This window comes from Achromobacter sp. NPDC058515, from assembly GCF_042721735.1.
In the GTDB taxonomy this organism is placed as follows: domain Bacteria; phylum Pseudomonadota; class Gammaproteobacteria; order Burkholderiales; family Burkholderiaceae_B; genus Achromobacter.
In genome coordinates this window covers 83,108-97,306 of record NZ_JBHXNI010000003.1, presented here as the reverse complement: position 1 = coordinate 97,306, position 14,199 = coordinate 83,108, and the positions used below count along the sequence as shown (strand labels likewise).

The 14,199-nt window shown below is 67.1% G+C and carries 12 protein-coding genes; 9 read left to right on the top strand and 3 right to left on the bottom strand.

The window, feature by feature from the left end; all coding sequences use genetic code 11:
- Positions 1 to 169: 169 nt before the first annotated feature.
- Positions 170 to 2,209 carry a 7TM diverse intracellular signaling domain-containing protein gene (locus ACFWP0_RS06520; protein ID WP_377840607.1) on the bottom strand — a complete coding sequence of 680 codons (2,040 nt, stop codon included), beginning with the start codon at positions 2,207 to 2,209 and terminating at the stop codon, positions 170 to 172.
- A gap of 71 nt (positions 2,210 to 2,280) precedes the next feature.
- On the opposite strand from ACFWP0_RS06520, the gene ACFWP0_RS06515 reads away from it, so the two are divergent.
- Positions 2,281 to 2,979: a response regulator transcription factor gene (locus ACFWP0_RS06515; protein ID WP_377840605.1), complete on the top strand. Its 699-nt coding sequence runs from the start codon at positions 2,281 to 2,283 to the stop codon at positions 2,977 to 2,979.
- Positions 2,980 to 3,035: 56 nt separating this feature from the next.
- Complete coding sequence (locus ACFWP0_RS06510) at positions 3,036 to 3,944, top strand: LysR family transcriptional regulator (RefSeq protein ID WP_377840604.1); 909 nt, start codon at positions 3,036 to 3,038, stop codon at positions 3,942 to 3,944.
- 9 nt (positions 3,945 to 3,953) lie between these two features.
- Here the strand turns inward: ACFWP0_RS06510 and ACFWP0_RS06505 are convergent, their stop codons facing one another.
- Positions 3,954 to 5,480 carry an AMP-binding protein gene (locus ACFWP0_RS06505; RefSeq protein WP_377840602.1) on the bottom strand — a complete coding sequence of 509 codons (1,527 nt, stop codon included), beginning with the start codon at positions 5,478 to 5,480 and terminating at the stop codon, positions 3,954 to 3,956.
- A 292-nt stretch (positions 5,481 to 5,772) separates the two neighbouring features.
- On the opposite strand from ACFWP0_RS06505, the gene ACFWP0_RS06500 reads away from it, so the two are divergent.
- From ACFWP0_RS06500 to ACFWP0_RS06490, 3 genes are read left to right on the top strand one after another with little or no spacing between them, the layout of a single operon-like run.
- Positions 5,773 to 6,531: a class II aldolase/adducin family protein gene (locus tag ACFWP0_RS06500; RefSeq protein WP_377840600.1), complete on the top strand. Its 759-nt coding sequence runs from the start codon at positions 5,773 to 5,775 to the stop codon at positions 6,529 to 6,531.
- A gap of 44 nt (positions 6,532 to 6,575) precedes the next feature.
- Entirely contained in the window at positions 6,576 to 7,568 is a 993-nt protein-coding gene (locus ACFWP0_RS06495) for a ketopantoate reductase family protein (RefSeq protein ID WP_377840598.1), read from the top strand.
- Positions 7,569 to 7,601: 33 nt separating this feature from the next.
- A complete protein-coding gene (locus tag ACFWP0_RS06490; RefSeq protein ID WP_377840597.1) occupies positions 7,602 to 8,567 on the top strand; it encodes a Bug family tripartite tricarboxylate transporter substrate binding protein in 966 nt (321 codons plus the stop codon).
- Positions 8,568 to 8,618: 51 nt separating this feature from the next.
- On the opposite strand, the gene ACFWP0_RS06485 is transcribed toward ACFWP0_RS06490, so the two are convergent.
- The gene (locus ACFWP0_RS06485; protein WP_377840596.1) at positions 8,619 to 9,395 is read right to left on the bottom strand and encodes an IclR family transcriptional regulator; all 777 of its coding nucleotides are present in this window, start codon (positions 9,393 to 9,395) and stop codon (positions 8,619 to 8,621) included.
- Positions 9,396 to 9,550: 155 nt separating this feature from the next.
- Between ACFWP0_RS06485 and ACFWP0_RS06480 the strand changes: the two genes are divergently transcribed.
- The 4 genes from ACFWP0_RS06480 to ACFWP0_RS06465 are packed head-to-tail and all read left to right on the top strand — an operon-like array spanning position 9,551 to position 14,196.
- Positions 9,551 to 11,533 (top strand): flavin-containing monooxygenase, encoded by a 1,983-nt coding sequence (locus tag ACFWP0_RS06480; RefSeq protein ID WP_377840594.1) that lies wholly within the window; start codon positions 9,551 to 9,553, stop codon positions 11,531 to 11,533.
- The gene (locus ACFWP0_RS06475; protein ID WP_377840592.1) at positions 11,534 to 12,397 is read left to right on the top strand and encodes a patatin-like phospholipase family protein; all 864 of its coding nucleotides are present in this window, start codon (positions 11,534 to 11,536) and stop codon (positions 12,395 to 12,397) included.
- A 45-nt stretch (positions 12,398 to 12,442) separates the two neighbouring features.
- Positions 12,443 to 13,453, top strand: coding sequence for a Bug family tripartite tricarboxylate transporter substrate binding protein (locus ACFWP0_RS06470; protein WP_377840591.1), 1,011 nt, complete (start codon positions 12,443 to 12,445; stop codon positions 13,451 to 13,453).
- Positions 13,450 to 14,196, top strand: a complete 747-nt coding sequence (locus ACFWP0_RS06465) for an SDR family oxidoreductase (RefSeq protein WP_377840589.1) — start codon at positions 13,450 to 13,452, stop codon at positions 14,194 to 14,196. The genes ACFWP0_RS06470 and ACFWP0_RS06465 overlap by 4 nt, the downstream gene beginning before the upstream one ends.
- Positions 14,197 to 14,199 lie beyond the last annotated feature (3 nt).

Genomic DNA, 14,199 nt, shown 5'->3' with positions numbered 1-14,199 from the left:
TTGTAAAGCCCGGATTTTCTTTCCAAAATTAGCGCCATAAAGAACGACGAAAGCCGAATTTGAAGGAAAATTCGCATTTCCCTGCAAGGCTAGAAAGATACAAATAGATGCTTTATCGCAACAATTGTCGGCTATCGAGAACCAGGATCCGCGAAACCCGCGGACCCTATCAGCCCGCCCGGCGCTGCGGCAGGCTCAGGCAAAAACAGACCGGCTCGTCGCCGCCGGCGGTCTTCAGCATCACCGAGCCGCCCAGCCGCTCGGCAATCGAACTGACCAGGTACAGGCCCAGGCCGGCGCCCGGATGACGCAGCGCGTTCTGCCCCCGGTAGTATTTCTGGAACAGGCGCTCCTGCTCGGCCGGCGGAATCCGGCTGCCCGGGTTGGCGACCTCGATGCGCAGCATCGCGCCCTCCTCGCGCACGGACGCCAGCACCGTCCCGCCGTCCGCGCAATGCCGGTCCGCGTTCGCCAGCAGATTGCGCAACGCAATGCGCAGCATGCCCGCGTCGCAGTCCAGGACATGCTCGCCCGGGCCGTACTCGCACCGGATGCGCCCGGGAGGGAATTCGCGGTCCAGATCCTCCAGCAAGGCAGGCAAGTCGCACCGGGACATGCGCAGCGCGGCCCGCGGCTCGCGCATGCGGTCGTGGGTCAGGTATTCATCGACCAGCGCCAGCAGGCGCATGGCGGCGTCGCGGATGTTGCCGCAGCGCGCCAGGCTCTTCTCGACCGGCGCGGCAAGGTTGCGGCCGAGCTGCTGCGCCGACGTGGTGATGATGGCCAACGGCGTGCGGAATTCGTGGGACACCATGGCCACGAAGTCGCGCTGCTCCACGAACACCTGCCGCTCCTTATCCAGCGAGGTGCGCAGCTCGCCCTCCAGCTCCACCCTGCGTTCGATCTCGCTCTGCATTTCGGCCGTGCGCAAGGCGACTTCCTGTTCCAGCCGCTGGCTGTGCTGGCGCGCCAGGTCCGCCGCCACGTTGGCCTGCTGCCGCTCCCGGATGCGGCGCCGCCGTTCATAGCGCCCCACGATGAAGAGGCTCAGCAGCAGCATGTGCAGCATCGTGCCCAGCGTGGAGACGTACTCCGTGAAGGCATTGACCGGCAAGACGCCCAGGTTGCGCAGAAACGCGATCAGCACGCTGACATAGAACACCCCGAAGGCCAGCGCGAAGAAGCGCGCCGGCCGCCAGCCTCTTTTGAGCAGGTAGGCGGCAAGCGACGAAAAGCCGACGATCAGCAGCAAGGCCAGCGCCTGGATCGGCTGCATGCCCCAGGCGTAGTGGCCCGTCACGATCAGCGTCGAGCAGGCGACGGCGATGCCCCAGAACAGCGCTTCCAGCCAACGCACCGCGCGCGGGTAAAGCGCCGCCAGGTCCAGTTGGCGGAACGCGATACGCATGGCGACAGGCAGGCTAATGGCGATGCCCACGCCCAGCAGGCGGTCGCTCCAGCCCACCGGCAAGCCCGTAAGTTGCTGCACGAGCCCCAGCGACAGGACTTCGTTGAAGACGCAGCTGCCGATGTAGGCCAGGAACAGGCCGCTCATCGGCGCTCGCGTGACCAGCCAGAAGGCGGCGTGCGCGCAGATCAGCAGCAGGTAGAAGCCGAAATACAGTCCGAACAGCAGCCCTTCGCGGCGCGATTGATTGTCAAAGGCCAGGCGCTCCCAGACTTCCAGGCGGGTCGCCAGCGCGTTCTTGCTTTGCAGGCGCACCAGGATCACGTAGCTGCCGGCGCCCGGCGGATCGAACTGGATCGCCGGGCTGCGATAGTCCACCGGCCAGTCCCTGCGCGGCAGGTCCTCGCCGCTGCGCCCCAGCAGCGTCCAGCCCCCGCCCCGGCTCACGTACACCTTCACATCGTCCAGCAGCGCGTTGCTCAGGCGCAGCATCCAGCCGCCTTGCGGGATCTGGTCCACCTGCACCGGCAGCCGCAGCCAGACCGTCGCCGGCGTGAAACCCGCGCTGAGATTGCCGGAAAGCGCGGTCCAGTTGCGGGCCTCGGCCGCATCGGCGGCATCGAGCGCGCCGCCCGCGTCGTCCAGGCGCTCAAGATGGCCCCCGGCGTCATGCACGCGCACCTTCCCGTCCAGGCGCAGGGGCTCGGCGCGCGCCTGCGCGGCCGCCGCCGTCAAGCCTGCCATCAACAACGCCAGCATCCCCAGCCACGCCAGCGCCGTGGAGTAATATTTCCGTTTCATCAAGTCGCATTTCCCGTGCAACCAGGCAGATTACACCAGCCCCCCGGGCCGCATTTCCGCAGGCGCGTCGCATGCCTGAAGTGATACTGCTCGAAGACGAGCCCGTGCTGCGCCAGGAACTGGGCGAGTTTCTCGAAGAGTTGGGCTATGCGCCGATGTGCGTGTCCAGCCTGCAGGAATTCGACCAGCGCTTCGACGCCAGCCGCCATCACCTTGCGGTCATCGACATTGGTTTGCCCGACGGCTGCGGCCTGGACCTGATCCAGCGCCTGCGCCGGGACGGCCAGCAAGTGGGCATCGTGGTGTTCAGCGCGCGCCACACGGGCGCCGACAAGATCCAGGGCCTGGGCATGGGCGCCGACCATTACCTGGGCAAGGGCTGCGATCTCGATGAGCTGGCGGCAACGCTGGCGGCCCTGGTGCGCCGGCTGGGCCTGCGGCAGCCGCCGCAAGGCCAGCCGCCCGCCGACTGGCTGCTGGAGGTCGGCCCGCGCCGGCTGCACATCCCCGGCGCGCCCGCCGTGCCGCTGTCGCAGCAAGACCTGATGGTGTTGCGCTGCCTGATGAGCCAGCCCGGCGAGAACATCAGCCGCCGGCAGATCATCGAAGCCCTGGGCGCCGACTACCTGGAATACGACCAGCGCCGCCTGGATACGCAGATGCGGCGCCTGCGCCGCCGCGTCGAAGCCGCCAGCGGCCAGACGCTGCCGGTCAAGACGCTGCGCAACAGCGGCTACTGCTTCTATCTGCCGGCGCAAGTGCGGGCGTAGCCAGCGCCCGGGCCCTTTCCTATAACATACCGGCGAAAGTCACCACACCCTTTCCCATGCCGCGTCCGAATCTGGTCAATGCCGAAACCCTGTGCCTGATCGCCAAGCTGGGCAGCTTCCGCGCCGCGGCCGAACGGCTGCACACATCGCAGCCCGCCGTGTCGGCGCGCATGAAGGAACTGGAACAGGCGCTGGGCTTCCCGCTATTTGAAAAGCGGGGACGCCGGCTGGAATTGACGGTGCCCGCGCGCCGCTTCGCCGAACGCGTCGAACCCCTGCTGCTGGCGGTGGAAGACGCCTTCACCGATGCCGAAGCCGTCACCAATGCGGCCGGCACGGTGCGCATAGGCATGGGCGAGATTTCCATGACATGGTTCTCGCGCGTGGTGCCCGAGCTGCGCCGCGCCCTGCCGCGCGTCTCCTACGAGATCGAACTGGACCTCGCGGTCAAGCTGCAAGAGCACCTGGCGTCGGGCGCGCTGGATATCGCGATCGTGGCCAATCACCTGCGCGACGACCAGTTCACCTGTGCCTCGCTGGGCACGACCCGCATGTCCTGGATGATCTCGTCCCGGCTGCTGACCGACGCCCATGGCCAGCCGCGCCCGATGCAGTCGCTGTTGCAGACCGTGCCCCTCTGGTGCGTCTCCCGCCCGTCCGGGTTCTTCGGCCCCGCGCAAGACGAGCTGCGCGACATGGGCGCCAACCTCGACAATATCTGCAGCTGCAATCGCCTGAACAGCCTGATCGACGTGGTCGAGGCGGGCGGCGGCATTGCCCAGCTGCCCGAGATGATGGTGGCCGATCAGGTGAAGGCCGGCACGCTGGTCCCGGTGGACCCGGACCTGGAGCCGCTGACGCTGGAGTTCACCATCGCCACCCACCGCAATCAGGGCCAGGCGGTCGTCCAGCAGGTGGCGCAGGCCCTGACGCGGCTGGGCAAGGCCGCCACGAGCAAGGCCTAGGCGGACGCTTCACGCATCGAGCAGCGCGCGCTTGAGCACCTTCCCACTGGCGTTGCGGGGCAGCTCCGCGATGAATTCCACGTGCTCCGGCACCTTGAAGTACGCCAGCCGCTCGGCGCAGTATGCCCGGATGGCCGCGGCGTCTTCCGCGCGGTTGCCGTGCAGCACGATGAACGCCTTAACCGACTGATCCCGGACCGGATCGGGAATGCCGACCACGGCCACGTCGCGCACGTCGGGGTGGCCCATCAGCGCCTCTTCCACCTCCGCCGCGGAGATGTTCTCGCCGGCCCGCTTGATCACTTCCTTCTTCCTGCCGAAGAAAAAGAAGTTTCCCTTGGCGTCCTGGCTCCCCAGGTCTCCCGTGTGCAGCCAGCCTCCTTCGAACACCGCCTGCGTCGCGGCCGGATCCTGGAAGTAGCCCAAGGTCAGCGTGCGTCCGGGCCGGCCCCGCACAACGATCTCTCCCACCTCCCCGACGCCCACCGGCTGGTTGTCGTCGTCCACCACGAACACTTCGCGGTCGGGCGCCGGACGGCCGATAGACGGATAGGCGGACGGCGACGCATGCGGCTGCAAGGTGATGTAGAGCATGGATTCGGACTGTCCGTAGCCATTGCGCAGCGGAATGCGGAAGCGCTCGATGAACGCCTCGATCTCGGGCTCGGAGATATTGATGGCATACCCCGCGAACCGGACCTGGTGCGCCGTGTCGAACGGCGTGGGAGGCTGGTTCAGCAAGGTCCGGCACAGCATGCCCGACAGGCTGCATACGGTGATGCGGTGCTCTATCAGCTGGCGCAAGTAGCGCGACGCGCTATAGCGTTCGCCGATCACCGCGGTGGCGCCCGCCGTCAGGCAGGACAGCACCGTTTCCTGGCAGTTCGCGTGGAACAGCGGCTTGTTGTTGAACACCCGGTCCGCGCGGGACAGGCCGCTGTTGGCCGCGCCCGCCTGGCCGCACCAGAGCAGATTGGCCTGCGTGAGCATCACGCCTTTCGGCCGCGCCGACGTGCCCGAGGTGTACAGGATCTGCGCCAGGTCGTCGCTGTCCATCTCCGGCGCCTGGAATTTCCCGGGCGGCGCCGACAGGCCGCCGGCCAACCCGTCCGCGCGCGCCACCGGGATGATGTCCGGCGCATGTTCCATCCCCGCGCAGACTTCACGTATCAGGGCCTCGTGCGCCGGCTCGACCAGCGCCAGGACCGGCTGGCAATGCCCGAGCTGGTAGGCCGCCTCCGGCGCCGTCAGATAGATGTTGCCCGCCACGAGCACGGCGCCCGCCAGCATCAGGCCCATCCACAGAGGCACGTACTCCGCCGTATTGCCCATGAACACGAAGACGCGGTCGCCCGGCTGCACGCCCTGGGCCTGCAGGCCCGCCGCGTAGCTCAAGGCGCTCTCGCGCAACTGGATGAAGCTCAGCTGACTGATGTCGCCATTCTGGTACTCATGCACGATCGCCAACCGATGCCCGTGGCACAGCGCCTGCTCATCGAGCAAATCCTTGATCGTGCGATTTCCTACAGCGTCCATCCAGCCTCCGTGTTTCTGATTTTCAACGGCCGCCCGGCCCGGGCCAGGCGCGCCTCTTGGTAAGAAAACGAGTATAGGAAGCGGCATTTCGCCGCACCAGCTAAACGTTTTTATGCGTATTGATCAAGGTTTCTCATGCATTCGCGCGCGGCGGACGCATCGACGGAATTGATGCGTTTCCATCAAAACGTTTTCTTAGTTTCCGGCGGCGGGAAAACCTATACTCCGGTTGAAAGACGCCGCGCATGACCGGCGCCATCAATCAAAAAAATCAGAGACAGGAGGAGCCGCCGTGACCGGGGCATCGATAAAGGAACAGGTTTCAGCCGAGGAATGGGCGCTGCGGGTCGACCTTGCCGCCGCCTACAACCTGGCGGTCGCCATGCGCATGACCGACCACATCTATACGCATATCTCGGCCCGCGTTCCCGGCGACGAGCCGCACTTCCTGATCAATGCCTACGGCCTGACGTTCGACGAGATCACCGCATCGAACCTGGTCAAGGTGAACATCGACGGCGATATCCTCATCGATCAGACCGGCCTGGGCATCAACCCCGCCGGCTTCGTCATCCATAGCGCCATCCATCGCGCCCGGCATGACGCCGCCTGCGTCATGCACACGCATACGGCCGCCGGCATTGCCGTGTCCGCGCAGCAGGCGGGCCTGCTCATGATCTCGCAGCACGCCATGCGCTTTCACAAGCGCATCGCCTACCACGACTACGAAGGCGTTGCGCTGGACATGGACGAGCAGCAGCGGCTGGTGGCGGACCTGGGCCCGCATGGCGCGATGATCCTGCGCAACCACGGGCTGCTCGTCTGCGGCGCGAGCGTGCCGGACGCATTCGACGCCATGTTCTACCTTGAGCGCGCCTGCCAGGCGCAGATCGCCGCGCTGGCGGGAGGCATGCCTCTGGTGATTCCGCCGGAGGCCGTGGCCGAGAAGGTGGGCCGCCAGTTCGATCGCCTTGACCGCCCGTCGCGCCATAAGCACTGGCCTCCCCTGCTCAGGATGTTGCAGCGGACCCGGCCTCAATACCAGGATTAGCGGCAACGGCGCCGCCTCGCGGCGGCCCATTTTCCAGCGAAGATATGAAAGATTCTCATCAATGCCGCGTCGCGGTATATGGTGCGGGCGCGATCGGCTGTCTGCTCGCGGCGCGCCTGGCCAAGGCGGGATGCGAGGTATCCATGGTCGCCCGCGGCCAGACCCTGGCCGCGCTGCGGAAAAACGGCGTAAGCCTGACCGTCGACGGCGCCACGCAAAGCTATCCCGTGCATGCCACGGACGATCCGGCCGACGTGCGCGGGGCGGACTATCTGTTCCTGACCGTCAAGCAGCAGGCCCTGGACGACATCGGCGGCCACCTCGCGCCCATGCTGGCGGCGCACGGCGCGGTCGTGCCGGCCATGAACGGCATCCCCTGGTGGTATCTGCCCACGCTGGATTCCCCGCTGGGAGACGCGCCGCTGCGGTCCGTCGACGCCCGCGGCATCCTGAAGCGCGCCGTGCCGCTGGAACGGGTGCTCGGCTCGGTCGTGTACATCGCGGCGCATGCGCCGGCGCCCGGCGTCGCGGTGCAGAACGCCCGCAACAACCTGATCATCGGGGAGCCCGGCGGCGAGATCTCCGGCCGCGCCGCCCGGCTGGCCGGCTTGCTGACAGCCTCCGGCATGCAATGCGACATCAGCGCGAACATCCATGAAGCCGTCTGGATCAAGGCGGCCGGCAATGCCACGTTCAACCCCTTGAGCGTGCTGGCCAACGCCGGCATGAACGAGCTGGTCGAAGACCCCTACCTGGGCAGGCTGGCGCGCGCCATGCTGCACGAATACCTGACGCTCGGCGCGGCGCTGGGGCTCCCGCTACGGACGACGGTCGAGCAGCGGATGCAGGCCGCCGCCAGCGCCGGCGCCGCGAAGACGTCGATGCTGCAGGACGCGCTGAAGGGAAAGCCGCTGGAGGTCGACGCCTTGATCGGCTCCATGGTGGAAATCGCCGAAAAGCTGGACCTGGACATGCCCTGCGCCAGCATGGTGTGGGGACTCATCCGGCGCCGGAACCGCAGCGCCGGTTCAACTTGAAAACCAAACCTATAAAACCTCTGGAGACAAAAGATGAAATGGCTATCGCACTTCCTGGCCGCATCCCTGGTTTGCGCGGGCGCCGCCGCCCACGCGCAGGGCTACCCGGCCAAGCCGATCAACATCGTGGTTCCCTTCACGCCGGGCGGCGTGACCGACGTGATGACCCGCCAGATCGCCGCCAAGCTGCAGGGCGACCTGGGCCAGCCCGTCGTGGTGGTCAATAAGCCGGGCGCCGGCACCATGATCGCATCCGCGTTCGTGGCCAAGGCGCCGGCCGACGGCTACACGCTGCTGATGGCCGCCTCGTCGCTGGGGATCGCGCCTAGCCTGTACAAGGCCACCGCGAACTACGACCCGGTCAAGGACTTCCAGCCCGTGTCGCTGATCGCCAGCGTGCCGCACATCCTGGTGACCGGAAACCAGGTCAAGGCGGCCAGCGTCAAGGACCTGGTCGCGACGCTCAAGAAGGATGGCAAGCCCGCGACGTTCGCCTCTTCCGGAAACGGCACGTCCAATCATCTGGAAGGAGAACTCTTCGCCGCGCTGACCGGATTGAAGATGACGCACATTCCCTACAAGGGCAGCGTTCCCGCGCTGACGTCCCTGGCGGGCGGCGAAGTCGATCTTCTGTTCGTGGACATCGCGGCCGCCAAGCCCTTCCTCGACGCGGGCAAGGTGCGTCCCCTGGCCGTGACCACCAAGACGCGGTCCAGCGTGTTGCCCGACCTTCCCACGGTGGAGGAATCCGGATTGCCGGGCTACGACGCCATGCCCTGGCTGGGCATCGTCGCGCCGGCCGGCACGCCGCCGGCCGTCATCGACCGGCTGCAGGCCTCGCTGCAGAAGATGAAGGCGGCTCCCGATATCCAGGAGCAATTCAAGAAAATGGGCCTGGACGCGCTGTTCAGCAAGCCCGACGAATTCGGCGCCTTCATCGTCAGCGACAGCGCCAAGTGGGCGGCGCTGATTCAAAAATCCGGCGCGACCGCGGAATAAGCCGATCCGGTTCCGGGGCGGCGCCGATGGCGCGAGCCCACGCCCCGGAACTCATGGACCTGGCGAGAACCGGGGCTCAAATCCCTCGGCCCGCAATTCCTCCGCGATCAGCTCAGCGATCCTCAGCTTCCGGTCCCCCTGCATGCGGCTGTTGATCGCGGCGATGCTGACCGCCGCATGGCTGCCCGGCGTGATCTGGAAGTTCATGCCGACTCCGCTCACTCCTTCCGTGACGAGGTTATCCGTGCTTGCATATCCGAGTTTGCGCGTCTGCGCCACCAGGCGCCGCAACTGCGCCAACGTGGGCCCCTTGGGCCGGAATTCATCCCGGTGCCGCTCATACAGCTTCTCGATCTCGTCGTCCGAGAACAGGGACAGCAGCGTCATCCCTGCTGAGCCTATCCCCAGCACCCGCATGCCGCCCACTTGCAGCACCAGCGCCTTGACGGGAAAGGATCCTTCTTCGGACAGCAGGCAATGCCCATAGTCGCCGTTACGCACGACCAGGAACGCCGTGTCTTCCGTGCGGCGCGCCAGGCGCTGCATGAAGGGCCGGCAGCGGTCCAGGATGGGCGCGCCCTTCATCGCCGCCAACCCCAGCTGCATCGCTTCCAGGCCCAGGCGGTACACCTTGTTCGAGTCGCGTTCCACCAGGCCGGATTCCGCCAGGCTGCACGCCAGCCGGTAGGCCGTCGTGCGGTCCAGCCCGGCCGTCTGCGCCAATGCGTTCAGCAGGACTCCTGATGGGTGATGCTCGGCGATCTGCTTGAGCAGGCCCACCGCGCGAAACACCGTCTGCGCGCCTTTCACGTTCTTCTCGTCACCCATCGCTTTCGCCGTTCCGCTATTGTTGTGCACATATTAAACGTTGCCGATTCTTTTGTTTGCATCATGAATATTCACGGTGGAATCATCGAATCTGGCGGCAACGACTTGAATCCATGCCGACTGAATCCCTACGCCATTCATAGAAGGACCCCTACATGCATCGCGATACCCAGGCTTCCGATTTCCCGCTCAGCAACGACGCATGGGAGGCCACGCTCAAGCGCGCTCTGGAGTGCGCCAACATCCCCACCTTGCTCATGGTGCTGGTCCACCTCACCGGCGACACGCAGTGGCTGTCCGAGCGCTACCAATGCACGCGCATCCGGGGCCTGGAAGACAACGATCCGGGCGGCCTGCCGGAAGACGTGCAGAACGAGATCCGCCTGGCGGCCTATTCCGCCGTCATCCGCGCCCGGCAGGGCCAGGCGCCGGCGCTTGCCGCCCCCACGCACGAACAGCTGGTCGCCATGCTCCGCACCAGCATCGGCGAGGATGTCCCCGACGCCTATGGCCCGATGATCGCCAGCTGGCTGGGCCTGGATCCCGACTTCGCGCTGGAGCAGCGCCACGCGTTCTCCGTGCCGCAGGGCTACCGCGTGCTGATCATCGGCGCGGGCGTGGCTGGCCTGTGCGCGGCCATACGCCTGCAGGGAGCGGGTATCCCGTATGTACTGATCGAGAAGAACGCGGAGGTGGGCGGAACCTGGTACGAGAACCGCTATCCGGGCGCCGGCGTCGACACGCCCAACCACATCTATTCGTACTCGTTCGCCAAGCACGACTGGTCGCGCTACTTCGCCCTGCAGGGCGAGATCCAGGGCTACTTCGAAGGCGTGGCGGACCAGTACGGCGTTCGCCCCAACATCCTTTTCAACACCCGCGTCGAATCCGCCCGCTACGACGAAGCCAGCCTGCGCTGGAACGTGCGCGCGGTGGGACAGGACGGCAAGGAGCAGGACTTCGTGGCCGATATCCTGATCAGCGCGGTAGGGCTGCTGAACGTTCCGAAACTGCCGCCGATAGCGGGCCTGGATACCTTCGAGGGCCCTTGCTTCCATACGGCGCACTGGCCGCAAGACATCGACCTGCGCGGCAAGAAGGTCGGCATCATCGGCAACGGCGCGAGCTCCATGCAGGTCGTGCCCGCCATCGCCGACGAGGTGAAATCGCTGACCGTGTTCCAGCGCTCCAAGCAATGGGCCGCCCCCTTCGAGAAGTTCCAGAAGCCGGTGCCGCGGGATGTCCGCTTCCTGCTGCGGGACGTGCCGTACTACCAGGAGTGGTATCGGCAGCGCCTGGCCTGGATCTTCAACGACCGCGTCCACGCGACCTTGCAGATCGACCCGCAATGGCCGCATCCGGAACGCTCCATCAACAAGGTCAACGACCGACACCGCGAGCATTTCACCAGCTACATACAGGCCGAGCTCGGCGCGCGCCAGGACCTGCTGCCCGACGTGCTGCCGGACTACCCTCCCTTCGGCAAGCGCATGCTGATGGACAACGGCTGGTTCCGCACCATGGCGCGCGATCACATCAAGCTGGTCACGGGCGGCATCGACCGGATCACGGCGGGCGCGGTCGTCAGCGACGACGGCGCCGCGCATGAGCTGGACGTCCTCATCGTCGCGACCGGATTCGACGCGATCAACCTGCTGTCCTCATTCAAGCTGTACGGCCGCGGCGGACGCTCCATCCGCGAAGTCTGGGACAAGAAGGGCGCCGAGGCTTTCATGGGCGTTGCCGCGCCGGACTTTCCCAACCTGTTCATCCTGGCGGGCCCCAATACCGCGCTGGGCCATGGCGGCAGCGTGGTCGCCCTGCTGGAAACCCAGGTCCGCTATGTCATGGGCCTGCTGCAGCAAGGCATGGCGCGCGCCGGCGGACGCTTCGAGATCGAAGTCCGCAAAGACCGGCACGACGCCTACAACGCGCGCGTGCAGGCTGCCCATGACCGCATGATCTGGACGCACAAGGGCATGAGCAACTGGTATCGCAATGCGCATGGCAAGGTGGTCGCGCCCACGCCGTTCCGCAATGACGACTACTGGCACATGCTGCGCAAGACGGACATGGGCGACTACTTCTTCCGTCCAGCGGCGGCCGCCTGCGCCCCCGCCCGGCAAGAGGTGGCCTGAATGACTGGCCTGAACGGCGGCCGATGCCTGGTGCTGGGATGCGGCGGCGTGACCGGGCTGGCCTGGGAGATCGGCGTCCTGGCGGGCCTGGCGCGCCTGGGCGTGGATCTTGCCGCGGCGGACCTTTTCATCGGTTGCTCCGCGGGCGCCGTCGTGGGCGCCCAGCTGGCCCAGGGCGTGCCCGTCGCCCAGCTGCTCGCGCGGCAGCTGGACGACGCCGCAAGCGCGGAGCAATTCCGTCCGTACTCGCAGCAATCGGCCGACGAAAAAAACCACGAACTGTATGGCAAGGTGGGCGCCGACCTGACGCTGGCCCGTCAGCGCGTCGGCGCGTATGCGCTGCGCAGCGACACCCCGACGCTGGCCGAGCGCCGCGCCATCATCGCTTCCAGGCTCGCCGCCCCGGACTGGCCCGCCCGCCCCCTGCGCGTCGTCGCCGTCGATACGGCGACGGGCGAGGGGCGCAGCTTCGGCGCCGAAGACGGGGTGGACTTCGTCGACGCCATTGCCGCCAGCTGCGCGGTGCCCGGGTCGTGGCCGGCCGTGCCGATCGGCGCGGCGACCTACATGGATGGCGGCATCCGTTCGCTGACCAACGCCGACATGGCGGCGGGATTCCGCAAGGTGGTCGTCCTGGCTCCGCTCGGGTACCGCGACGGCAATCCGGTCAGCGGCCATCTGCGCCAGGAACTCCAGGCGCTGCGCGGGGCCGGCGGACAGGTCCATGCTGTGCTGCCCGACCCGGCAAGCCTGCAGGCCATCGGCGACAACGTGCTCGACCCCTCCAGGCGCGCGGATTGCGCCGACGCCGGGCTCCGGCAGGCCGACGCGATTGCGCAGGCCGTGCGGGACATCTGGCGCTGACCTCCCACCCGTTTTTCACACCGGAAAATTCCAAAAGGAGACAACATGGCCATCAATTTCCGACGCCCGGTCCGGGCGCTGCGCACCGTCATCTCCCGACAGGCGCGGATCGCCGCGGTCCTCGCCGTGTCCGCATTTGCCCTGCCCGCCGCCGCCCAGGGCTATCCGGACCGGCCTGTCAGGTTCATCGTGCCCTTCTCGGCCGGCGGATCCACCGACGTGACGGCGCGCACGCTCGGCGAAGCCATGGCCAAGGACCTGGGCCAGACCATCATCGTCGAGAACCGGCCCGGCGCGGCGGGCACCCTGGGCGCGGCACTGGTCGCCAAGGCCGCGCCCGATGGCTACACGGTGCTGGTGGGCGGCGTGGGCCCGATCATGGTCGTGCCGGAACTGGATCCCAGCCTGCCGTACCGGCCATCGAAGGACTTCGAGGCCATCGGCCAGATCACCAACAACGATTACGGCTGGGTGGTCAGCGCGGGCAGCCCCCTCAGGACGGCGGCCGACCTGGTCGACACGGCCAGGCAGCGTCCCGGCCAGTTGAGCTACATGACCACAGGCGTGGGCGGCCCGCTGCATGTCAGCATGGAGTACTTCGCCAAGCGGGAAGGCCTGAGCATGAATCACATCCCCTATCAGGGGGAAAGCCAGGCGATGGGCGACTTGCTCGCGAACCGGCTGGATGTGGCGGTCATGTCGCTGACGGTGGCGGCTCCGCAGATCAAGGCGGGCAAGGTCCGCATGATCAGCCTCCTGAGCGCGCAGCGTTCGACGCTGATGCCTGACATTCCCACGCTGGCCGAGGGCGGCTTTCCGGGCTATGAGATTCCGGTCTGGCTGGGCTTGTTCGTGCCCGCGGGCACGCCCGCGCCCGCCGTGGAGAAGCTGGCGGCCGCGATGCAGAAGTCCCTGCGCCAGCCCGCCTTTCAGGCCCGCATGCGCGACTTGGGCGCGGAGCCGGTCGGCGGCGCCCGGGATCAATACCTGGCCTTCCTGAAATCGGAATCGGCGCGGTGGAAGACGCGCGCCGCCGAGACGGGAGTCAGCCGATGACTTCCGCCCGCCTTTCCGCCGCGCCAGGCACGGCGATCATCACGGGCGCCAGCCATGGCATCGGGCGCGCCACGGCGACGCGCCTGGCGGCCGACGGCCTGAAGATTGTCACGCTTGACCGCGTGGCGCCCGAGCGCCTGCTGCCCGGCGAACGTTTCATCCAGGCCGACCTGCTGGATGCCGGCCCGCGCGATGCCGCCCTGGACATCTTGCGCCAGATCCCCGACCCTGCCGTCCTGGTGAACAATGTCGCCATCGTCAAGCTTGCGCCCGTGGATACGCTGTCGCTGGCCGACCTGCAGGTCAGCGTGGACCTCAACGTCGCCGCGGCCCTGCTCTGCGCGCAGGCCGTGCTGCCCGCGATGAAGCAGCGGGGCTACGGCCGCATCGTGAACATCAGCAGCCGGTCGGCGCTGGGCAAGGAGCTGCGTTCGGCATACGCGGCCTCCAAGGCCGCCCTCATCGGCATGACGCGCACCTGGGCGCTGGAGCTGGCGCCGCATGGCGTCACGGCCAACTGCATCGGTCCCGGCCCCGTCGCCACGGAAATGTTCCGCGCGGCCAATCCCGAAGACAGCCCGCGGACGCGCAAGATCATGCAGTCCATTCCCGTCGGGCGGCTGGGCCTGCCCGAGGAAATCGCCCACGCTGTCGCATTCTTTGCCCATCCCATGGCGGGCTTCATCACCGGACAGGTCATCTACGCCTGCGGCGGGCTGACCGTGGGCTTGAACCACGGCTAAGCG